Source organism: Candidatus Enterococcus leclercqii (genome assembly GCF_009933135.1).
GTDB lineage: Bacteria > Bacillota > Bacilli > Lactobacillales > Enterococcaceae > Enterococcus_C > Enterococcus_C leclercqii.
On record NZ_MAEH01000015.1, the window covers coordinates 139,064 to 161,726 of the forward strand.

The 22,663-nt window shown below is 43.3% G+C and carries 23 protein-coding genes; 7 read left to right on the top strand and 16 right to left on the bottom strand.

What is annotated here, in order from left to right:
• Positions 1-30: 30 nt before the first annotated feature.
• Positions 31-315, bottom strand: a complete 285-nt coding sequence (locus tag BAU14_RS10140) for a hypothetical protein (RefSeq protein WP_161899989.1) — start codon at positions 313-315, stop codon at positions 31-33.
• A gap of 254 nt (positions 316-569) precedes the next feature.
• Here BAU14_RS10140 and BAU14_RS10145 point away from each other — a divergent pair, with 254 nt between their 5' ends.
• From BAU14_RS10145 to BAU14_RS10155, 3 genes are read left to right on the top strand one after another with little or no spacing between them, the layout of a single operon-like run.
• Positions 570-893 (top strand): PadR family transcriptional regulator, encoded by a 324-nt coding sequence (locus BAU14_RS10145; protein ID WP_161899990.1) that lies wholly within the window; start codon positions 570-572, stop codon positions 891-893.
• Entirely contained in the window at positions 893-1,747 is an 855-nt protein-coding gene (locus BAU14_RS10150) for a hypothetical protein (RefSeq protein ID WP_161899991.1), read from the top strand. The genes BAU14_RS10145 and BAU14_RS10150 overlap by 1 nt, the downstream gene beginning before the upstream one ends.
• Positions 1,748-1,784: 37 nt before the next feature.
• Positions 1,785-2,087 carry a hypothetical protein gene (locus tag BAU14_RS10155; protein WP_161899992.1) on the top strand — a complete coding sequence of 101 codons (303 nt, stop codon included), beginning with the start codon at positions 1,785-1,787 and terminating at the stop codon, positions 2,085-2,087.
• 98 nt (positions 2,088-2,185) lie between these two features.
• Here the strand turns inward: BAU14_RS10155 and BAU14_RS10160 are convergent, their stop codons facing one another.
• Positions 2,186-2,866: a YoaK family protein gene (locus BAU14_RS10160; protein WP_161899993.1), complete on the bottom strand. Its 681-nt coding sequence runs from the start codon at positions 2,864-2,866 to the stop codon at positions 2,186-2,188.
• A 665-nt stretch (positions 2,867-3,531) separates the two neighbouring features.
• On the opposite strand from BAU14_RS10160, the gene BAU14_RS10165 reads away from it, so the two are divergent.
• Entirely contained in the window at positions 3,532-3,717 is a 186-nt protein-coding gene (locus BAU14_RS10165; protein ID WP_161899994.1) for a hypothetical protein, read from the top strand.
• Between the two features lie 232 nt (positions 3,718-3,949).
• Here the strand turns inward: BAU14_RS10165 and BAU14_RS10170 are convergent, their stop codons facing one another.
• The 6 genes from BAU14_RS10170 to BAU14_RS10195 form a co-directional block, all read right to left on the bottom strand.
• Complete coding sequence (locus BAU14_RS10170) at positions 3,950-5,668, bottom strand: Spy0128 family protein (RefSeq protein WP_161899995.1); 1,719 nt, start codon at positions 5,666-5,668, stop codon at positions 3,950-3,952.
• 908 nt (positions 5,669-6,576) lie between these two features.
• A complete protein-coding gene (locus tag BAU14_RS10175; RefSeq protein WP_161899996.1) occupies positions 6,577-6,906 on the bottom strand; it encodes a P-II family nitrogen regulator in 330 nt (109 codons plus the stop codon).
• Between the two features lie 14 nt (positions 6,907-6,920).
• The gene (locus tag BAU14_RS10180; protein ID WP_161899997.1) at positions 6,921-7,238 is read right to left on the bottom strand and encodes a hypothetical protein; all 318 of its coding nucleotides are present in this window, start codon (positions 7,236-7,238) and stop codon (positions 6,921-6,923) included.
• Positions 7,228-8,787: a DUF1538 domain-containing protein gene (locus BAU14_RS10185; RefSeq protein ID WP_202622206.1), complete on the bottom strand. Its 1,560-nt coding sequence runs from the start codon at positions 8,785-8,787 to the stop codon at positions 7,228-7,230. The genes BAU14_RS10180 and BAU14_RS10185 overlap by 11 nt, the downstream gene beginning before the upstream one ends.
• 362 nt (positions 8,788-9,149) lie before the next feature.
• Entirely contained in the window at positions 9,150-10,265 is a 1,116-nt protein-coding gene (locus tag BAU14_RS10190; protein WP_161899998.1) for a tetratricopeptide repeat protein, read from the bottom strand.
• Positions 10,266-10,318: 53 nt separating this feature from the next.
• Complete coding sequence (locus BAU14_RS10195; protein ID WP_161899999.1) at positions 10,319-10,609, bottom strand: hypothetical protein; 291 nt, start codon at positions 10,607-10,609, stop codon at positions 10,319-10,321.
• A gap of 478 nt (positions 10,610-11,087) precedes the next feature.
• On the opposite strand from BAU14_RS10195, the gene BAU14_RS10200 reads away from it, so the two are divergent.
• Both BAU14_RS10200 and BAU14_RS10205 read left to right on the top strand, forming a co-directional pair.
• A complete protein-coding gene (locus BAU14_RS10200; protein ID WP_161900000.1) occupies positions 11,088-11,261 on the top strand; it encodes a hypothetical protein in 174 nt (57 codons plus the stop codon).
• A gap of 663 nt (positions 11,262-11,924) precedes the next feature.
• Positions 11,925-12,302, top strand: a complete 378-nt coding sequence (locus BAU14_RS10205) for a YxeA family protein (protein ID WP_161900001.1) — start codon at positions 11,925-11,927, stop codon at positions 12,300-12,302.
• A gap of 418 nt (positions 12,303-12,720) precedes the next feature.
• On the opposite strand, the gene BAU14_RS10210 is transcribed toward BAU14_RS10205, so the two are convergent.
• The 3 genes from BAU14_RS10210 to BAU14_RS10220 all read right to left on the bottom strand — a co-directional run bounded on the left by BAU14_RS10210 (position 12,721) and on the right by BAU14_RS10220 (position 16,411).
• A complete protein-coding gene (locus tag BAU14_RS10210; protein ID WP_161900002.1) occupies positions 12,721-13,773 on the bottom strand; it encodes an aspartate-semialdehyde dehydrogenase in 1,053 nt (350 codons plus the stop codon).
• Between the two features lie 220 nt (positions 13,774-13,993).
• Positions 13,994-14,374: a VOC family protein gene (locus BAU14_RS10215; RefSeq protein ID WP_161900003.1), complete on the bottom strand. Its 381-nt coding sequence runs from the start codon at positions 14,372-14,374 to the stop codon at positions 13,994-13,996.
• A 183-nt stretch (positions 14,375-14,557) separates the two neighbouring features.
• Complete coding sequence (locus BAU14_RS10220; protein ID WP_161900004.1) at positions 14,558-16,411, bottom strand: glycoside hydrolase family 2 protein; 1,854 nt, start codon at positions 16,409-16,411, stop codon at positions 14,558-14,560.
• Between the two features lie 100 nt (positions 16,412-16,511).
• Here BAU14_RS10220 and BAU14_RS10225 point away from each other — a divergent pair, with 100 nt between their 5' ends.
• Positions 16,512-17,330, top strand: coding sequence for a helix-turn-helix domain-containing protein (locus tag BAU14_RS10225; RefSeq protein ID WP_161900005.1), 819 nt, complete (start codon positions 16,512-16,514; stop codon positions 17,328-17,330).
• A 213-nt stretch (positions 17,331-17,543) separates the two neighbouring features.
• Here BAU14_RS10225 and BAU14_RS10230 read toward each other — a convergent pair whose 3' ends face one another.
• From BAU14_RS10230 to BAU14_RS10250, 5 genes are all read right to left on the bottom strand, one after another.
• On the bottom strand, positions 17,544-17,903 hold the full coding sequence (locus BAU14_RS10230) for a hypothetical protein (protein ID WP_161900006.1): 360 nt from the start codon (positions 17,901-17,903) through the stop codon (positions 17,544-17,546).
• A gap of 526 nt (positions 17,904-18,429) precedes the next feature.
• Positions 18,430-18,837, bottom strand: coding sequence for a hypothetical protein (locus BAU14_RS10235; RefSeq protein ID WP_161900007.1), 408 nt, complete (start codon positions 18,835-18,837; stop codon positions 18,430-18,432).
• A 165-nt stretch (positions 18,838-19,002) separates the two neighbouring features.
• Entirely contained in the window at positions 19,003-19,302 is a 300-nt protein-coding gene (locus BAU14_RS10240) for a hypothetical protein (RefSeq protein ID WP_161900008.1), read from the bottom strand.
• A 164-nt stretch (positions 19,303-19,466) separates the two neighbouring features.
• Entirely contained in the window at positions 19,467-20,300 is an 834-nt protein-coding gene (locus tag BAU14_RS10245; protein ID WP_161900009.1) for a helix-turn-helix domain-containing protein, read from the bottom strand.
• A gap of 582 nt (positions 20,301-20,882) precedes the next feature.
• The gene (locus BAU14_RS10250) at positions 20,883-22,652 is read right to left on the bottom strand and encodes a flavocytochrome c (RefSeq protein ID WP_161900010.1); all 1,770 of its coding nucleotides are present in this window, start codon (positions 22,650-22,652) and stop codon (positions 20,883-20,885) included.
• Positions 22,653-22,663: the final 11 nt, after the last annotated feature.

The following is a 22,663-nucleotide window of genomic DNA, read 5'->3' on the forward strand; positions in this document are numbered from 1 at the left end:
TTCGCTCCTGGATTTGGAAAATGGTCCTATTCAATCAGAGCTCAACGGTCCAAAAGGTGCTGAAAGGACCGTAATCTCATACGAACAATTTGCTGGTAGCTCTTCTGCCAACAGATGCTCGAAATTCTCCTGATGAAAATAAGGAGAATCATTTTCTACTATTATCGTCCAATTGTAACCATTTTTTACCGTCCAAATTCCGACAGGCGCTAAGTTGGGGTAATCAGACAGCTGCTGTGGGTCTGTAAAATCAATTCGGTACCCTCGACGATAGACTGTATCTGCCAATTGAGTCATTTTCTCTGAAAAACGCATGGCTTCATCTCCTATTGATTTGTCAGTCATCGAATCGTCTACAAATTACAGCCTGGTACTGCAAACGGAATTTCAATGACCCTCGCAAAAAAGAAAGCGATTTCATATTTATCATAGCACTTTTAACAAAGCTGTCAATCTAGCTTGCCATTTGCCAAAATTCATCTGCTGCTTATATCCAAATCGAATATATATCCATTTGACATATATTCAAAATGGATATAAGATAAAAGTATAAAGAAAGAAGGAATTCCATGAAAAAAAGTGACGGCGGCTTGACGATTCCCCTATCGAATACTGCGACGCTGATCCTCTTGTGCCTGCAACAGCCTTCCCACGGCTATGAAATCATGAAATATGTAGAGGAGCGCAGCGACGGCATGGTCACTATTGGGCCGGCGACTATGTATCGCAGCATTGCTGATTTCATCGCTCAGGGACTGATTTTCCAATTGCCCACTGAGGGGACAAAAAAAGAATATGTCATCACCGAAAAAGGGCGGTCGCTTTTGGAAGAGCAGCGAAAGTTTTTGCGGCTCCTCAATAAAATTGCTGATGAACGACGGGGGGAAATCTGATGAGAAAAATCAAATGGCAGGTGGCCGGTTCCCGCAGAGAAGGCCGCTATCTGACTAAAATGTTGAGCGAAGGTTATGTACTGGAAAGTACGAGCCGCGGATTTTACCAGTTCAAAGTCATTTCTGATCCGCAACAGTACCAGTTGATACGTGAATTTTCTGACCAGCCTATTGATCAAGAAAACAAAACAGCCCTCATTGAATTAGGATTAGCAGCAATCACGCAACGACGCCTGCCAGGACCCGGCCAAGCCTATTATCTCGTTTACTCTTACCCACTAGCGCTACCTGATGAAAAGGCTAAGGCGAATAATGACGACGGCTTTTCTGATATCAGTGGAGATTTTGCCATTGAAAGAGCCTATCGTCAGCGGCAAGTGGACAAACGGCGCTTTATCCAGACCGGTTTTGCTTTTTTATTGGCCTGTTGCTGGGGGCTGTCCCTTATTCCAGGCCTCTCCGAAACATTGGCTGTTTTCTTTTTACTCGCGCCGTTATTACTGATTCCGCTGGTCTGGCTCGCACCATTTGTCGCTACCACTTCTGCTAGACGCCGTTTACGGCAACTGAAAAGTCAGAACAGTGATTACCAATCCTCCTGGCTGCCGACATTGACCGTCACTTTGCACTCTCAAAGACAAGTACCGTTGATGGAGAAACTGACTTATATCGGTACCTGGCGACTGATTAATCAGCAGAAAAAAAACGGTACTGCCACCTACATTTATCAGCTGAAAAGCCTGATGAGTGAAGACGACATCAAAGCGGCAATTCAAGAGATGCTGCAGATTCCCGAAACAGAGATTCGCATCGTTACCAGCTGGGGACTGTATGGAATCGGAGGCATGTTCTGATTGTTACAACTACGCAAAAAAAGAAAGGATGAAAAAAATGACTGAAACGACTCCAAAAGTCACCAAAATGGAAAATTTGGCTAATATTTTTCGAATTGAGTTTGACAATGGCGCTGTGAAATTCCTCAAGGCTGAATGGGTCCAAGACATGCTGGCTGCGCTTACACCGGGAGAAGCTGGCGAAGGAAAGCGCGTCAGCCTTCTAGGCATTGGCGCTAACATGTGGATTGGCACCGAGATTGCTATCGCCGAAGACGGTACCGTAACCATCAACGGCAAAAAGAGCCTGCCTTCAAAAGAGTTGTGGGAAGCCGGGAAAGACCACGTATCACAGCTTTGACAAAATCACACGTTTCTTGTACATGAGTTCAAAAAACAGCCGACGAAATCGGAAGCCCTTCAATGACTTCTCCGGTTTCGCCGGCTGTTTTTGGTACTTCATTTTGTGATAATTTGCTTGCGCTGGTCTTGAAAAGTAATCACTGCTGCTATCAGCAAAAACACTGAGCTGACAAGCACTGTTCGTTCCCCAAAGCGCTCCACCAGATTACCGGTTAAAGCAGCCCCAAAAACAAAAGCGACCACGATGGCTAACGTATCATTGCCCTTTTTCAAAGCCCCTCGATTTCCGCCAGACAGAGCATTCCAGTAACTCTCCGCCAACGTCCGCAGGTTGCCAGTCATCATCAATGAGGTGAAGGGACCACCTTTTAGTTTACGAAATTCTTGCAGTTGGGCCGCAGCAGCCAATGAAACCATGGCACTGGCCAACATGTCTGGAACCACCGGCGCAACTAACGCCGTTAACCAAATCAAGAGAATTTCCCACCCCAAAACAAACAATTGTCGATTTTTCAGGGACTCATTTTTCTCAAAACGCTGTTGTAAAATCCGAATCAAAATCGTACCTAATGCAAATGCTACGATAGGCACCAAATAATGAAGACTGCGACTAAGGTCATCTTTAGTCAGGTGAATTCCCAAAAGGATGAAGTTCCCCGTCTGCAGCCCCGCAAAAACCTCTCCATGTTCCAGATACGTGTATGCGTCCAGCCCACCCGCTGCCATCGCCAATAAAGAACCCACCAGCAGCCGTTCATGAATTGGATAATTTTTCATAGGGAGACCTCTTTTCTTACCGTCCTTGACACGATTTTTGTCGTAATTTCCAAGCTATCTGCCTGCTACTTTCAGATTAAGTATACTCCCCTGCCTGCAAAACTTGCCGATAGTTGCTCAAAGGAGTAGCGAAGTATTATTTCTGACAATTTAAGAATTTCGCGGTAAACCTTTTAAAAAGCTAGCTGAAGGAGTTGACAAATCTGTTACAATTGCCTAACAACTCTGAGGAGACTAAAGGACAACAAAAAATCAAAAAATAGGCGCTCTCCTATTTTTTGTTGCAATTGTTCTTTTACTTGCGCTGCTTATCACCGGTCTTTTATTAAACAAGATAAACAGCAAATGGCTTGGCTTAGGCCTTTTGTCACTTTGTATTGTTTTAGAGGTGGTCAGTTATTTTTTATATAGATCTAACTACAGTCACTCTAAAAATGACGCTTCTGCAGTTTGGGTCCCAAAACTTTCTGGAATTGGAGTTTCTGTCAATCCTGATACACCACTGGTAAAAGCAATTTGGCTGATCGTAATCATCGCGTCGATTGCTTTGTGGCTATATATCCTGTTATTTCAATAGGTGATGCGCAACGAACTTTCTTTCTCTGGACTGTTCGGGTGATTAAAGTGCTATACTGAAGGCAATGATAAGACAGGAGCTGAGTTTCATGACTAACGATTGGCTGACCCCGCCACCGCCGCTGCCAGATGCCCCACTCACCACCGACAAAGATACCACACTGGTTCTTAAAAAAGATGAGTTGCAACAAAAGTCATCAGAACCGACGATTGTCACCATCAGCGGCATGGCTATTGATTTACCAGAAGAACCCAAAGTGATCAAAAAGCAATAAAAAATTCCCCGTCACGACGCTTGTGTCAGTTTTTCATTGGTCGCTTGGATCATGAAAAACTGAAAGAGCCTTCGTGGCGGGGCTTTTCTTTTGTCATTTATTTACGCGGTGAAATCTTCTGCTGTAGCATTTGACTTACTCACCAGATAGAATATCAAAGCTAACAAGTACCTCTCAGTCAATGACTAAGCTCTATGATTCACTACAGCTCATAATTCAGCCTGTGCCTATATCATCGGTACTGTTTATGTTGTTTCTTCATAAACAATAAAACACTAATTGCTAAAAATAATAAACCTAGAAAAGCAAAGCCATTCTTTTCAGCACCAGCTTTAGGCAACTTCTTATTTTCTTTGGCTTTATTGCTGCTGTTCGGTGTTGTCTCCTTTAGTGAGTGGCTTGATTTTGTCGTTGCTTTCGGGCTTGGATTTCCCGCAGCTTCACTGGAAGTTTCCGAAATCACTTCAGAGTCACTGGATTTGGCTGAGCTGGAATTTGATTCGCTGGACTCTGATGAATTTTCACTGCTTGGCTCAGTCGTTTGGCTACTGTCGGTATCACTGGTCTGTGCGGGTGTAAAGGTATTCGTGAACGTCTTTCTTCCTTCAATAAAGCTGACTTCACTTGTTAACGCTTCGCCAGTTGCTTTCACCAGAACGTGTGCCTCCAACACCGTTGAGTCATAAGTGATATTTTTCTGTCCGTCATCGACTTCCTCGATGGTATAGGTATATTCTCCCGGTGCCGTGTACCAAAGCGGAGTGAATGGAATACTGCCTGCTGCTGTGTTTTTTGCACGGGCCAGTTCTACCCCATTAGCATCCCGTAGAATAAACTCAAACTGATTGGCATCGAGATCAGCACCTTCTAAAACTTTAGCCGCTTCAATACTTGCAGAAGTTTTTTTCAAGGTCAGCCGGGCAGGTTCTGTGTAAACTGGTGCTTCATCTGTTTCATTGGGGGTGATTTTCACACGATACAAATTGCCATCATTGTCTTTTGTAGCAGTAACATCCAAAGACTTTGTCATATTTTGCTGACCGTTGCTGTTTGAAGAGGTTCCCTCAATATCAGTAAAAGTTGCCCCATCATTGGTACTTTCCTGCCACACAATATCGGCAGTAACTTTTTGAGGCGATTGTAAGGTGATTACAGAATCAAAGTGTGCATTGTCGCCAATAGTCAAATTCAGCTGATCGTCAGGATTTGTTCCTGTTACTGTTGCATCAAACTCATACTCGACATAAGCGGATGGCCGATAGGAAAAGGCGTGCCACATCCCTTCTGCACCTTCATATGTCCGCTCTTGAAAAATGGTGAAAGAAGTCGCTTGTGGCACGTTTGCCGGCATCGTCCGGACATCCCCTAACAGAATAACCGGTCGCATTCCAACTTTAGAACCATCATTTGTCAGGTAACTCAATGCTTCCATACCAGTCTTCTCACCGGCAAGATAAAGTTTGATTCCCTGCGTCCCATTGACAGCTGTTGTTGCCGGCACTTCAGAACCGTCGACAGCCACCATTGGATCCGGTATGCGCCACGCCTGAATACTCTCGTCATAGATATAATTACCCTTGGCAACAACCGGTCCGCCCCAGTTAGTTATCGTGAAGTTAGGGGCTTCAATATACGGAATGACCTTCAGCAGCCGATAATTTGGATCAGCCTTTTTCGTAAACGTATAAGTTGCCGTGTACTTGTCCCCATCCACCGTACTTTTCCCCGGCGATGGGATGGCAATCGTCGTAGAAAATAAATTATTGCTTGATTGAATATTAGCCATGTTGACTTTCTTATTGACGATAAAGGTCTTGTTAGCAGTGGTCACTTGTCCTGCATTTTCAGCCGCGTATTTGGGTTGTGCTCCACCCAACAAAGAAAGCAACGTTACAGTAGCCAGTACAGATGCTCCCTTTTTCCAAAATCGATTCTGCCTCTGTTTCTTCATCCAAAAATCCCCCTGTTCCATTCGTAATTCTTTAATTGACGGGACCGCTTAACTTTAAGTGAGTTCCATTTCCACTTTCTCATCAAGCAGCTTTCCTGCCGAAAGTTCCCCTGCCTTTTTCCGCACAATAATATAACTGGAATTACAAATGTTTCTATAGACAGATTATATAGGAACTAATTCAAACCAGCAAAATTTTATTCACATTACACAATTAAATACAATTATTTTGATTTAAAAATCTATCTCCATTTGTTTTATATAGCTTTTTCATACAAATTAAACGAAAATCCATCAATTTTGGAGACTACTCAACAATGTCGCTTTAACTATTTTTCATAACAGCTAAGTACGGTCATTCTGACGATTTTCTACAGCTTTTTTAAAATAAATACACAGCTTATATTTTTAATTTTTAGCAGCATGTCAAACCGTTGTTTCATCTCGATAACCATTGACAAATGGCACACTCAGCCCACAATTCTGTTCAACTCTGTTATTTTATACTTAGTACTATTTACTTTATTGTAAAAATAAAACTTCTTTTTTTCGAAAAGAAATAGCTTAGCTGCTGCCCAAAAATCGAGTAGCTGATACCTCTAAACTCCGGAAACTGGTTTTTCCACATTCATTAAGTAGTTGCTCTTTCATCATGATAGTATTGGTATCACTATCTTTAACGCCACAGCAATTCTCCTTAAAAACGAAAAAACAAAAAAAATTACCTCCCAGCCGGAGGAAAACTTCTTGTGAATGCTTGTATTACAGCTAGTTTGGTTTACCCAGCTGTCGATCATAATCAGGCACCCCAAAACTTACAGCCAGTCCAAAAAGGTGATACAAAGCTGAGAATCTCAGCTTTGTATCACCTTTTTTTAGCGCTATCATCCAAAATGGGCACTACACTACTATCTCGGGGTAAAGGAGACGCCAATCATCTGGTCAATCGGTGTCGTATAACAGATGCTGTGGGCTGGTGTTTTTCTTCCAGCCTTTTCGTTGATTGCCTGCATCGCCTTTTGAGCGACCGCTTTTTCTGTGATACACAGAACAAGGTCTTTTTCAGAGTCTAACGTGATACCCATAAACACCTCATAACGTGGCCCTTCACCTCGCCCAGACATGATAGTTGCCCCTGATGCTCCCGCCTCACGGGCAATGGCGACAACTTCATCGGCAAACCCTGCATTTGTGATAATATGTAGCGCTCGAATGTCTTTCTCTAGAGATTGCTCCATCGTATAAGCTCCTTTCAAAATGAGACTTCCCCTACCGGTGTTGTGTAGGCAATTCCGGTATTCGGTTGATCAAACTGAAAATCCTTCAACAGCAGATCCATAATCTGTTCCTGGTCACTTTTTCTAATCAAACAGGTAATCACTGCTTTCTTTTTTTCCGCTGTCAATCCCAATACCTTCAGCAGATAGTTAGGGTCCATTGTCCCTTCCCCATAGGTGGTCATAACCAGTTGAGCACCGTTAGCCACTAATGCTTTTAGCAGTAGCTCGGCTTTTTTTCTACCGACAATGATAGTTAGCTGACGCAGGGCTTCCTCACATCTATCCTTCATGATCTGCTTTCCCCCTCTCCTCTTCAAACAGGCCTTCAAGACTATCCAGTTCCAGCTCATCAGAAGCTCTGCTTAGAGCAGCGCGCCGCTCATAAAGAAGTCCCAACACCTGAACAGCAATCAGCGGCGTCACAGAAATAAAAGCGATTACACCAAAGCCGTTCATCAAAATTGATTGGGGTTGCGAGCTAGTATCAGCTACAGCTTGAGCCACACCTAATGTCAACGGCGTCAAAAATGCCGAAGTCAATGCACCACCAGTCACTCCCCCAGAATCAAATGCTAAACCTACAAACAGGTTTGATGTATACCTCATCATAATCAAAGCCACCAAGTAAAGCGGCGCTAAGAACCATAGAATATTGATTTGAGTGATAATCTTCAAAATAGCAAGAACCGTCGCAAACCCGATTCCCAAGGCTAAAGTTAACCGAATCGTCTGCTTTTTTATATGACCATTTGTCAGCTCTTCCAACTGATCACCTAATACTGTCACTGCTGGTTCAGACAGCGTGATCGCGATTCCTAAACCAAATCCCACTACCAGCAGCCAGCCCCACCGACCGGATTCAAGAAAAATCTCGCCAATGTATTTTCCTGCAAAGGCAAAACCATAATCGATACCAGTTAAAAAAATCAGCAGTCCTACATACACAGGGACGAGACCCAGCAAGATTCGAGTCAGCTCGCTTTTGGAGAGTTTTATCATAAATTGAAAGGGAATAAAGGCCACGACTATAGGAACCAGAGCAAAGGCCACATCTTTAAAATTACCTATCAGTATTTGACGAAAGGTTTGAGAAACACTGGGATCATAGAATTGGGCATCTGATAAGGTGATGGAGGGATGGTGTTTCAAAATCAGTCCGTAAATAAATACTGCAAGGATTGGACCAACTGAAGAAATGCCAATCACTCCAAAAGTATCCTCATTGGTCCGATGTTTGGACATCGTCTTTGAGACACCAATTCCCAAGGCCAAGATGAAAGGAACCGACACATCCCCGGTCGTCGCGCCACTAGCATCAAAAGCCAAGCCGACAAAATCTCCCGGCACAAAGATTACAAGGAGAAAGATAAGCCCATATAGCCAGGCAAAAACTTTTTTCAGCGGCCAATTTTTCATAACTCGAAGCAGTGCGAAACCTACCGATAAGCCAATTCCTAAACTGGCTATCCAAACAAAGATCCGGATGCTGACCTCTGGCATAATCATGTTAGTCTGACGTGCCAACACTTCCAGCGCCGGTTCTGCAACCGTTACCAAAAGTCCAAATAGAAAACCACAAAAAACGATTAAAGAGACTTTGCGTAACTTAATCAATGACCGGCCAACGATCTTGCCAATCGGTAAAATACTGCTATCCAAACCCACCAGAAACAGCGTTTGCCCCACGACAACACTGAGATAGGCTACCAGTAGTTTACTATATTCTTCTGTGCTGTTTAACGGTGCTACAAAACCACATACCACCAGAATGATTACCCCCAATGGTAACGAAGAAACAAACACCTCTTTCAACATATTGACTGCTTTGATTTTTCTCACTTCCTTCAGTATCAGACTTACTTAAATTATAGCATAGCTGATTTTCTGTTCAGAAAATTGCGCCTGTACCAACTCTCAAAAACTCTTCCAGACAAGTAGTAAGCTGCCGCTTTTTGCCACAGCGTATCAGCTGGCCTTCCAACTCATCTATGACACTGGTTATACTGAAGCTAGCCATAAAATAAGGTACTGGGTTTTATAACTAACGATTGGCTGAATTCACTGTTTTCAGAGAAAATAAAGTGGCCAAAAGCCAGTTAAAAATCCCCGTCACGACGCTTGCTGTCAGTTTTTTATTGGTCGCTTGGATCATGAAAAACTGAAGGAGCCTTCGTGGCGGGTTCTTTTCTTTTGTCATTTATTTATGCGGTGAAATCTTCTGCTGTAATCGCTACTGATGGGTAGTGAGAGAGTTTCTCTAAATCGGTATCCCAGGGACAGCTGTACACCATGTAGTAACTATTTGGGTCAGCTGCTAATAAGAACCGCAACTGTTTTTCTGCTGCAGATGGATCCATTGTCACAAAAACAACGGAGATAACCGCGATTTTTTCTGAATGTGCCCTTGGCAAGGGTACTTCATCCATCTCAGCTTTTTCCTTAGCATTCCGTGGAACCTCGGTCACACTTCCTTTGACGATTAGCTTTACTGGTCCTGTTCCTTGCAGCCCCATCTGAATCATCGCTTCTTGAAAATCTTCTGGTGGAGGCGGTTGGGGCGGATCACTTGATACCGCTTGTTTCTTAGTATCAAGTGTTGTAGAAATAGCTGTTTTTTGGCCTGACGACTCTTCTTTTATATCCTCGACTAATATTTGACGCTCGTCAATTTCAAATACCTGGTCTATCTTGATAGCTGCTAACTTCCTGCGGATATCAGCAGCGCCTACTTGATCTTCTCCCGCCTCGAAAAAGCGTAATGCAGTCTGGAGTGCCGTTTTAGCTTCTGCTTTTTTCCCTTCAGCGACGCGTAATTCCCCTAAACCTCGCCAGCTGCACCCCAATAAAATGGGGTCGTCATTTTGCTCAGCTAAAGTTAATGACTCGGTAAGAATTTCGTGTGCCTCCGGGAAATTTCCCAACAGCAGTGCCAAATAGCCTGCTTCATAGTGGTTGACTGCTTTACGATAGCTGTCATCGGGAAAAGATGCTTCCAAAATAGTCGCTTCTTGTTGAATCAGCTGTTGTGCTTCTGGCAATAGCCCCTGTTCTCGTTTGACCATCGCAAGCTGATGTAAACCTACATGTATTTTTTCCGTGTCCTGCAATGCCTGAGCTAGTCGTAGATATTCATCGTAGAGCTCTTCTGCTTCTTGCCATTGGAGCTTTTGAGTTGCCAAATAGCCACTGTAATTCAGGTAGTCAAAATAATGGGGATCTTCTGGCTGGGCTTGCCAGGCGGTCAGTAATCGTCCCAACTCTTCAAAATTTCCTTCAAACAGCGCATTTTGACTGTTCACATAATCGTTTTCTGACATCTTATCCTCCTCAAACTTCAAGCGAAAAACGGATTGACCGTTCCTTATTGCCTTTAGCTTTTTGCCACCACTCCCAAAACTATCAACACAAGTCCTAGAAATCCTGTAACCCAGCCGGAAAAATGCGCCAGCCGCTTTTCATTTTCAGTGTATGAATCACGCCTTCCAACAAGACTCGCCCAAAAATACTGTTGTCTTGTGACTATTAGTGCTGCCAAAACAAGCAAACCGCTGCCACTGCCCAACAGCCACAAGCGCCAAGAAATTACTTCTCGTTGCAGCAGGATATACCACAACAAAAAGAGTACCACGACACTTCCGAGCATGATTTTTTGCTTCATCATTATCTTATGCCTCCAATTCCTTTCAAAAATGAAGTACTCCGGTCATCAGCAATTCCTAACTTATCTACCACCAGTCTACCACATAAAAACTTCTCCTCATTTTGTAGTCTTGCAAAAAACAGCGCCACCCTTTCCTCTGCTGACGCTCCTCATTTTAGCTTTCACAGCCGTGAAGCTTTTGTTCCAGACCATTTTTCAAGGAAATTATTGTTGAAATATGAGCAATTTGATACCGATTTGCTAGCCAATCATGCAAATCATCATTTTCTTAAAAGATGTCACTAAAATCTGCTGCTTATTTCCACATGAAAAGCAGGAGCGTTTTTAAGCGAATTTGTTTGCTTTTTTCTTTATTGATAACGCTATCAAAACGCATTTGTTTCTACTATAATAAATACAAGCATATGCTGTCAAAAGACGCGCCAAACACCACAAAAATAGCATCGGGTATTTCCCTTAAAAGAAAGAAGTGACGGTCATGATTTGGATGAAGCGACTACTTTTTACTGCATTGTATTTTTTGCTGATATTTGGTGTCCTGAGATTTACCAATATTTCGGCAATAGCTATTCTGCCAATTACCATCGCATTTTCAGGCGTTATTGCCAAAAATGGCGTTTTAGCTGCCTTAGACAAGTACTTTCATGATTGACTCCAGGCGACGCTTTTTATCTTTAGCCGCGGTTTAATAAGAATAGGCACGCTAACTTGTAACTATTTTTTGTAACTATTTTTCATAGATTAGCGTATCTCCTTTTTGTTTGATGGTTTTCCCAGCTTTTCTTCGTCGCCACACCCATCTCTTTAAACTTAAAAAATCTGCGACCCAATAATCAGGCGACCGCCTCTAGCGTGACTTCCCAAAGCCACCTGTCATTTAGCGGATTCGCCTTTTTGGTGTCGACTGGCTTTGCCAGCAGGTAAACAAGCCTTTCACAAAGGGCTCTATCAAAAAACGATGACTGAAGAGTCCTTATTGATAGTCTGGATAGTCGTATTTCCTCTCAATTATCTCCGAAAACAACTTCTCCTATATTTCCAAAAAAGTCGGTTTTTTGAACATCTAGAAATGCCGATATCATTCCTAATCTTTTCCAAACAAAGCTGTCCTATCAATGATTTGCCCTAGAAAAAGTGTCGAAAAATAATAATTTCCAACAAGTGACAAAAGTGTTCGTGAAATCGAAGGCTTTTATCATGAAAATTTTCGAAAGCCGTGATACCCTATCGTTGCAAGTTGCACAGATTCCGCAGATCATTGCTGATAATCGCTGTATTGCAAGACTGCGATTTTACACAAAGGAGTTTTTATCTTATGAAAAAAATTATCGCCCTCGTTGTTGTGGTTCTCTTAGGTGTCGTGGGTTTCAAAGGCTGGCAGTATTATCAAGAAACCTATCAGGGGGTGACCGCCTACGCGTTGGTGCCGGAAACAGTCCCTGAAAAGGTTCAAACCGTTGATGATAGCGGCGAAAAAATTGCTGGTTGGTCCAGTTATAAATACCAGCTGACCTTCGTTAAAGCTGACGGCAGCACCCAGCAAATGAACTATGAATTGTCTAACTCTGATCCAACACCATTACGGCCAGGAGCTATCGTCAAAGCTGAAATCAGCCAAAAACGTGTCATTGAAGGGCCAAATGAAGTTGCACAAAATAAAGTTCCCGATAAGGTTCTGGCGCAGCTAAAATAACTGCGGCATAACGCATAACCTATGAAAACTGTAGCTCTCCGTACCCAACAAAAAAACACTGCTTTCTCGCTTCCGGTTATGAATCTGCGGCTTTTTGCTAATTCACACCGGCAGCTGAGAGCAGTGTTCGTTTTTATCTTAGCTAAATCGTGAGCCTTTTTAGATAAAGATATCCGCTTCCAGTAAGCTTCCCTAGTTTTTCCACAAGAAGTCTCAAAAAATCTGTACACCACAAGTTTAGCTTTTATGCTGCGAAGGCCTTTGTTGCTTCGCTGCTACTTTTATAGAAAAAAACCGCAGGAAAAATGCTTCCTACGGTTTTTTGGTGTCTCTTATTTTTATTAGCTGTTAAGAAGTAAAGGAGTAACATCACTCCATTTTTCTACCGAAAGATCACATCTCTAGTTCTCTATTTCAACTAGTTTACTCTGACAAGATCCATTGCATGGAGCGTTTCAGCGATTTGGACTGAATTCCACGCAGCGCCCTTCAAAAGGTTGTCAGAAACTACCCACATGTGCAGGCCGTTTTCAACATCCAAGTCCCGACGCAAGCGACCAACAAAGGTTTCTTTCTTTCCGACGGCGTTCAGTGCTTGGGGATAGCTTTGTTGGCTAGGGTCATCTTCTAAAACGACACCTGGTGCTTTTGCCAACAGTGCTTTGACCGCAGCTACATCAATAACATCTTCAGTTTCGATATAGACAGATTCCGAATGACCGGCAAACACCGGAATTCGCACACAAGTTGCTGCGATTTTGATGGTATCGTCCGCCATGATTTTACGCGTTTCATTGATCATTTTCCACTCTTCATAAGTGTAGTTGTCTTCGGCAAACACATCAATTTGAGGCAGCGCATTGAAAGCGATAGGGTAATGTTTCTTGTCGCCACCTGCCGGCAGGATTTCAGGATTCAATTCATCCACTGGCGTACCCGCTAAATAAGCTGCACTTTCCCGTCTCAATTCTTCCATAGCTTTGGCACCAGCCCCTGACACCGCTTGGTAAGTGGACACGATGATTCGCTTCAAACCAGCTGCCTGACGGATAGGCTCCAAAGCGACCATCATCTGAATGGTGGAGCAGTTAGGATTGGCGATGATGCCTTGATGGTCTTTCAATGCATCGGCGTTGACTTCAGGCACAACTAGCGGCACGTCCTTATCCATTCGAAAGGCGCTGGTATTGTCTACCACTACCGCACCACGTTTGACAGCTTCCGGCGCAAATTTTTTAGAAATCCCGCCCCCAGCTGAAAATAACGCAATATCCACGCCTTCAAAGGATTCCGGCACCAATTCTTCAATAACCAGCTCATCGCCTTTGAAATTGCGGGTTTGGCCGGCCGAACGGGCTGACGCTAATAACTTCACCTGTGCCAAGGGCAAGGTGGATTGTTCCAACATTTCAATCATTCTCGTGCCGACAGCGCCCGTGGCTCCGACGACCGCTACATTATACCCAGTCATTCACAACACCCCTATTCATATTTGTGCCATTTTACCACATTTACTGTAAAAAAACAGCTGCTTTTCATAAATTGTCAGAAAACTCCGAATGAATGCATAAAAATCCGTCGATAGCGTTTTGATTTACCCCTTGCCATCAAAGCTATGGCTCCGACTGATTCCACCAGCTATCAAGCAACGCCTTGACACTTAGTCTTGTGGTCGTTTTTGTAGGCTGCTGTCAGCCAGTGGTCAGCTCAATCAAATTGCCCTCAGGATCTTGTACCACTGCTTCATAATAGCCGTCGCCGGTGGTACGCGGACCGTTTAGCAATGGCAAACCTGCTGCAACAAAGCGCTGCGCAAAACGATTGACATCCGCCTTGCTACCTACCGCGATAGCCAGATGGGCATAACCAAATGCTTCGTGGCTACGCCCAGCCAAAAATCGTTTATTGGTTAGCTCCAAACGCGCCCCTGAGCTAAAAGTCAAAAAATACGAACGAAAACCGGTTTTTTCATTGTAATAGAGCTCTGAACTCTCCGTCTCAAAAAAATCGTGGTAAAAATCCTTCATGTTTTCCAGGTCATTGACCCACACAGCCAAATGCTCGATATGCATTTAGATCTCCTCCTTGAGTGTTGTTAAATTGATTATAACAGACAAATAACTACACCCGACAATTCGTCTGCAATAACCCGCCCCCTCTGTCAGACCGTAATATCAGCGGTATCATTTTTCTTTCTGTCGTCGAAACAACACCTCAAAAACACCCCACGGCACTTCTCGTGAGGTGTTTGATTTTCAATCTTCAATCGCAGCTTTGCGACGATTAATGGCTTTAAAAATAGCCGGATCAAACTTCGGTGTACGGTTGTAATAATACAATCCGTTTCTCTCTTGTTCCACATCGTAAAGCTGAGTGTAACAAAAGCCAAAAATTTTCGGATGATCCAATAAAATATCTGTCAAGCCCTGATAACGCTGAATAAAGGCCTCCTCATTTTCAGGAGCATCTCCATACCCCCAAGCACTGTCGGGATTGCTGGTGGGGTCCCATTTGATACCACCGTACTCACTGACACAAAAAGCCTGTCCCGAAGTGTAGGTTTGGCGGGCATCGTGCTCGTCCCAAAATTCGCCATTTTTTTGTAGCCCGCCGGTAAAATGCTCTTTAAAGAGGACCGGGTCTTGACAATAATCGTGTAAATCGTAAAAGTCGCTCACTACATGGTAATTGCCACTGGTATCTACGACTGGTCTCGTAGGGTCGTATTGCTTGGTGGTGCGGTAAATCAGCTCCACAATCTCGTCTTTCTGCGGACGGTGTGCTACATCCCACGTTTCATTCATGGGACACCAGGTCACGATAGCGGGATGGTTGAAATCCCGTGCCAACAATTGTTGCCACTCTGGCAGAAAATCGCTGATTGCTGCAAAATCTGACAGATCAATTCCCCAGTTAGCCATCTCTCCCCACACCAAGTATCCAGCCCGATCCGCATGGTACAAAAAGCGTGGTTCAAAGGCCTTTTCATGCAGACGAGCGCCGTTAAAACCACAATCCAGCGCCAATTGAATGTCTTGCTGTAAGGCTGCATCAGTGGGTGCCGTATAGATTCCATCAGGATAAAACCCTTGATCTAAGACCGTCCGCTGAAAAACAGAGCGACCATTTAGCAAAAAACGGTACCCATCCAAAGCAACTTCCCGTAACCCGAAATAGCTGTGTACCAAATCATTTTCATAGCGCAGTGTCACGTCATACAAACGACCAGCTCCCAGTTCCCATAAATGGGTCTCTAGCAGAGGAATCGTAACCGTCGCAAAGTTACCGGTCAATTGGACTGTGGCACTGCCCATCGAGCGTCCTTCATAGCTGACAGTAATCTGACAGCTACCGCCAACTCCACTGGTTTTAAGGGACATCGTGACTTGACTATCGGCAACATTAGGGAAGTAGCGTACCTCCTGTAAGGCCGCGACAGGTAGAAATTCCAGCCAGACCGTCTGCCAGATTCCGGTGGTTCGTGTGTAGTCACAGCCACGAGAATAAAAGAAGCGACTCTGTTTGCCAACAGGCTGATGAAAACTGCAAGGCTCATCTTCCACGTAAACGGTGATGGTATTTGTTCCTACAATTAGCTGCTCTTGGATATCGAAATAAAAAGAGGCATAGCCGCCTCGATGTGTGCCCACAGAAATCCCGTTTACATAGACTTCGCAGAAATAATCCACCGCACCAAAATGTAAGCGGACAACGTCCCCCGTTCCTTGTGCACCTGTTAACTCATCCTCACTGATAGTGATCTCTCGTTGATACCAACAAGCAGGAATAAAATCCTTATAGCCGATTTCGCTGAGAACAGATTCTGGACAAAAAGGAACTTGGATTTTTTTGTCAAAAGGATCGTTGTTGGGAGCCGTCTGCCAGTTTTCAAAAATAGGCTCCTCGAGGGCTTGCTTTTCTGCTGGTGAAAAAGTTTGCGCCGCAGAAACGGCATACCATTTGCGATCTTGGCCGCTGCGACCAAAGTCAAAGGCAAAGCGCCAAGTTCCGTTTAAGTTATGCCAGTTTTCCCGCTGAAATTGCGGCTGAGGATGCTCTGGTCGTGGTATTGCGACAGTTTTAGCTTGTTGATTGGCTTGTGATGTCATAGTCTTTCCTCCGTTGACGTTTTTTCTTGTCAGGTATAGTATACAACCATAGAATTGAAATTCCATCCAGGATAACGCCATTGAAGTGAGGAATCCAAGCATGATTAAAGAATATATTTTGAGCTTTTTACCCGAACAATTTGCTGCTCCCGAAATTTTTCGCATTGAGCTAGCTGGAATCACCTTTCCTTTTGAAAGTTATCGAGTGGAGCGTCGGTCTTCGGCCATTTGGAGTCTCGAGTATGTTCTCTCTGGACAGGGTACCTTGGTGATCGATGGCACTACCTTTTCTGTTCAAGGCGGAGACTGTTATCTTTTGCCGGCAGGACACGATCATCACTACTGGTCTGCTGCCGAAGAGCCACTGCATAAAATCTGGGTCAATGTGACTGGGACCTTGGTAGATCACCTATTACAGAGCTATCAACTCCAAGATCGTATCCTTTTTCCGGCTACTGACCTGTTTACCGATTTTGATAGGCTACTAGCCCTTTGCGAAAAAGAGCTTTCTCCTGCTGAACGCAGCCGCAGCAGTTCACTGCTGTTTCATCAGCTGATTTTCGACTTGGCGGCGCAACAACCGGCACGTCCACGATTGATCCCAGAGGCTGTTTTACAGGCCAAAATTTTCTTAGAAAACCACCTACAGGATAGCCGGATCACTGTGGCACAGGCTGCTGTTGCCGCCAATCTCTCCTCCTCCCAGTTGACCCGCCAGTTTAAAAAATACTTGCAACAGACTCCTTATGATTATTATCTGGACAAAAAACTGGAGCTGGCGCAATTACTCCTTAAAGAGACGCTCCTGAGCATCCAAGAGATTGCCGACCGCTTAGGCTTCGCTGACGAGCACTACTTCTCCACCCTCTTTCGCCAGAAAAACGGTATCTCGCCTAGTCAGTGGCGAATGCGGGAATAACCCGTAGAAAAAAACGCAAGGCAAAGTAAGTAACAACTGGTCTTTACCCGTAGCAATCTGTCTATTTCAAAAACTTTATAAGTAAAAAGCACACTGAAGAGGTTTGATAAGCTACAAAAAAACCGGCTCCTCTAGCAATAGGACCGGTTGTCTTTAACAGCAATTAATTTTGTTATCGACTTAATACTCTTCAAAAAGCAGCTTGTGATGCACTTATTTTCGTTCGAAAAATTCATAAAACAAGTAAAACTTCCCATCTTTTTTATAGGCAAAATAATCTCCTTTGGCATTGTCTATCTCCCCGAGAACCTGATAGATTTCTGTGCCGACTGGTAAGTTGGTAGAATCCCAATCTGCCAGGTCAGCACCTACATCTGGATTGACTGCTTTTTTTACTTCGCCAAGCTTTTTGCCAATCTGATCTTTGCCCAGCGGACGATTTCCTGTAACTAGTAAATTTTGTGACTCAGGAATTTTAGTTAAGTTTCGTTGTTCATCTTTTGAAGAGCAGCCTACTAGAACCAACACCAAACTCAGCATTAAAACTATGACTTTCGTACTTTTGAATGACATGATTTTCTTCCTTTCTATCGCTCCAGTGTATCCAATCAACAATATTTCCTGTGAAAACATACTATTACTACATCCAATCAAATATGATCAATTATCAAAAGAAAGCATCCGCTTGGACTTTCAAAAATAACGTTAGGATCCCATGAAGCTTTTTACTCTCTAATGACGGATCCGTGATAGCTAACAATTGGAAAAAGAGAAGGAATCACTCTCCGATGAGGATCGTAAATAATTCAATTGTTTAACCAACCACCTGTTATCTTCATAGTAACCCTTCGTCGGTATTGCGTCTATATGGACCTGTATGCGTTTTAGACTATTTTATTGGCAACCTGGATTTCAGCTGAATTGTGATCCGTTATTTTTTCATGTTGGTATCTCCTTCCCATGACCGGACAGTTCCAGTTAAGAATCCACTGATAGAATTCCCTTAGACAAAAAACCACCCAAGAAGTACAAAATCACTTCTTGGGTGGTTGTCTTCATATCGCATCATAGTTTAGCTGACTTCTCCCGAAAAACAGCATTAGTAGGACACGCCTTTTCCTTTATCATAGTGAAGGGTCCGGTACGGCACTGTTTTATCTTTTTGAAGAGAGGTTTCCTGAAAAAAATCAATCGTCGCTTTTTCGTCATTTTCCCAGGTTACGACAATATCACAGCTGGAAAAATAAGGTTCTTTTTGATAGGAAAAACTATGTGTGACCTGATTTTGCGGGCTTACTACTCGCAGCCTTGTTCCTTCTAATAACGTTGGTCTACCCAGTTGAATCACTTTAAGCGTAGTCTCTTTGGTAGGTGATACACTTTCTGCAATAAGCGTTTGTTTCACATAATTGTCGTAATAAAGATAGCCACTCCAAAGTCCAATGGCAAGTGCACAGAAGAGAAAAAATTTTTTTAGACTAGCTTTTGTTTTTTCCGTTTTACTCAAAAAATATAAAATGACTAGAAAAATCAAGAGTACCAGATAGACTGCCAGATAGAGTAAGATAATTTTAATTCCCCCCAAAAATGTCTAGATTCTACATAGAATAGCTCAACTGACGATCAAAGTGCACTGCAGCTTCTTTTTGCATAACAATTTCTTACCACCAAGTTATCCTTGTCCTAAATATTCGGCAAAGTAGAAGATACCCGCATATCGTCGCACCTCCATATAATCCAGACGACCTCCAGTTGCCTTTTCAATCGGCGCATCTTCAACTTTGTATGCCGAGTGGCCGGTATCTGTCTTTTTTTCAAAAGTGATACCACTAGTAAGCCCGCTTTTAAAACATCCCGAGAATACAAGAGAGGTTCTTACTGCAATCACCGGAGTCAGGTGACAGGCAATAAAGCCAAAAATCACCAATAGCTCAACCAGGAGCAATTTACTATTCAATTTCATTTTTCTCATGTGTGTCTCCTGTCTATTTAATCCAATCAATCCAGATGGTCCCAGAAGCTGTTCTAAACCGACTACATATTACTTAATCAAAGAGCTTCTGCCTCTATGATAGAAACTGGATACATCGGCAGTTAATTTTGTACGGTTTTTCGTCATAAGTTTGTTTGTGTTATTCAATCTGATGTTGGTAAATTTTTTTCAATGTAAGAGATGTACTCCTCTTTTCCCAGATACTCTAGAATAAAGAACAACTCGTACTTCTTTTTATTACTGTAGATGTCGTCGGTGGATAAAAACTGGAAGACCCGCCAGGTAATATCGGCTTCCATACTTTTTAACTCGTCGGCAAAAAAGCGCAGTTCGGGAAAGAATACATCAAACAGCTGTTTTGACTTACGTTCGAAGCCTAGAACCACACCGTTGATTAAAAAGGCCAAAATGTCCCGACTATAATAGAGATTATCGATATAGCCTTTCATCTTTTTCACGGATCGTTTGAAATGCATCAGGATATAGTCATCGTCAAAACAAAACAGTGTATTGATAAAAATTGCCAGCTCAAACCGGCCCCAATCCTCAATGGCATCCAGATATGCTGAGAGGACCTGCTTTTCTTTTGCTTCGTCAATTACTAGATCACGATTATCCTTTTTCATGACCAATAAGTATTCCGAACGCAAGAGCTGATAATAGCTTTCCCCGGTTTCATTGTACTTCTGAAAAAGCATGTCGGAAAAAGCAGCATCGTATTCTTTGGTTAACTTTTGATAGAAAAGCACAGAAATCCCACGTTTTTCGCTGAGATTACCATCGTCCAGCAAAAATTGGTACTCTTCCAAAGTAATATTCATACGATCCAAGTATTGAACGAGCATGTCATAGGAGATTTTGGTAGCCTGTCTCTCAAACGAAGCTAGAGTACTGCGTCGTGAGATTCCCTGAGCCAGTTTCTCCTGAGAAATCCCTCTATCTGTTCTAAGCTTTTTGATTAGCGATTGGTGTTCCATGCAATTCACCCTTTTTTTCTGACGAAAATGCGTACATTTTTGTCTTATCTTCCTTTCGAGATTGTACACTATAAGCACAAAACAAATAAAGGGGCTGACAACTATGTTTGATTTTTTTGAAGAAAAAATCTGGGAAGTAGTGCCTCCTCAATAAACCTTTTGACATATTGCGCCATGATAATTTCTGGCTTGCACCTTATTTTCCTAGAAAATGCACATAGAAGCTAATCAGAGTCCCTTTGCTGGGGCTCTTTTTTTGCAAGAAAAGAAAATGTGACCTAAGTAATTTACAAGTGCTAAACAACGAATGTTTAACCCCAATTAATAAAAAGGATAGGGATGGAAAAGATTTGTGACCTTCTTGATGTCTTAGTCCGAAGAGGGAACATTGCCATACGTGTCAAGAGAAGTCAACCTTTGAACTTTTTAACAATAAAAAGAGAAGTCACTTCCGCTACTTTTAATGGAAGTGACTTCTCTTTTACTTGTGGCTCACGTTTGGTATTGTTCGCTTCACAGGAGGGTGACTCAACGATTGTCCTATTCCCTATGCTATCCGGGAAAATTACGGACTGCTGTGTTTTATAATTTACCTACCGTTTGACCTGCGATTCGACCAAAAGTGATGATGTCGGTGATGGCATTGCCTCCCAGTCGATTGGATCCTTGAATGACACCAGTCAATTCACCTGCCGCATAAAGGCCGGGAATTTGTTGCCCTTTTTCGTCCAAGACTTCGGTTTTTTCGTTGATTACCAGACCGCCCATCGTGTGGTGAACTGAAGGGATTGCTTTTTCGATATAATAAGGTCCTTTAGCCAGGGAAACCAGACCGCCTCGATGATTAAAGTCTTTGTCTTTACCGGTTTTGGCGTATTCGTTGACTTTTTCCACAGTGTTTTTCAAGTTGTTGTAGTCGATGTCAAAGAAAGCAGCCGCTTCTTCTAAGGTATCGGCTTTCACCAGCAATTTTTGTTCGATGAGTTCATTGTATTCGTCCTCATGGGCTTCTTTGGTTTTGGAGATTGCGTCGATGTCGTCGTTCCAAAGTTGATACGTGTAGCTACCTGTTTGAGAGAGAATCGCTTTTGAGATGACGTCTCGACGTTCCAACTCTTCTACGAAACGATTGCCTTCTTGGTTGATCAAAATTGCCCCGTCAAAACGAGTATCTGCCAACAAAGAAATGACGCCGGTTTTCGGATTGGCCACTGGATAGGTTTGGATACTTTCCATGTTGGTGAGGGCGGCACCAGCTTTTTGTGCCATTACAATCCCGTCGCCAGTAGTTCCTTCGGTATCGGTGGAAAGGTAGCGTTCATCATATTCTGGATTATATTTTTTACGCATTTCAATGTTGGAACCAAAACCGCCAGTGGTGAGCACTACGGCATCTTCTGCATTGAAGGTCACAGCTTGTTTTTCTTTATAAGTCGCTTTAACGCCGGTAACTTTGCCACTTTTATCTTGGATCAGTTCATCGGCTTTGGTATCTACGAGGATCTTCACGCCGAGAGTCTCTGCTTTTTTCTTCAGTTTGGTAATCACTTCTTGACCAGTATGTCCTACTGGAATCAAGGCCCGTTTGTAGCTGTGGCCGCCGAATTGGAACAGTTGATCGTCAAGAAATTCAACCTTCACATCGTCTTTCAGCCATTCTGCCGAAGCCAAGGCATTTTCCGCCATGATTCGCACCATCTTAGGATCACCGAGATTGTCGCCGCCTTTCATAGTATCTTCATAGTAGCTTTCCACTGAATCGCCGGTAATTCCCAGCTTCTTTTGAACCCAATTGCCTGGTGCGTTCATTTCACCACCAGAGATCAATGTGTTCCCACCGACTGCCGGCATCTTTTCAATCAGAACTACTTTCTTGCCTGCTTCCGCTGCTTCAATGGCGGTACTGAAGCCTGCTCCACCAGAACCTACCACTACGACGTCATAAGTTTGTTGGTCAGCCAGTTTGTCTGTCTGTTTTTGAGCAGCTTTGACTGCAGCCAGTGTCAAACCAGATTTTTCAATAGCATCTTTAACCGCCGCCAAGTAGCCTTCACTGGTGGCAGTGGAGCCGCTGACGACATCCACATCCGCTGTATTTTGAGACATAATAGTTTCTTTTAATTCCGTGTAAACCGGCTCTGCCAGCACTTCGTTTTCTTTTTGCTCTTTGACAGCTATGTCTTGAATTTTATCGTCTTTGAAAGTCACGCTGACTTTGATATCGCCGTGCTTGCCGCTGCCGACACCTTCCACTGTTTTGGCTTGGCTGCTATCAGCTGACCCGCTGCCACAAGCCGTCAATAAGGCCAATGTCGCCAGACAAAGACCGATTTTGCTAAACATCTTTTTCATAGGTTCTTTTC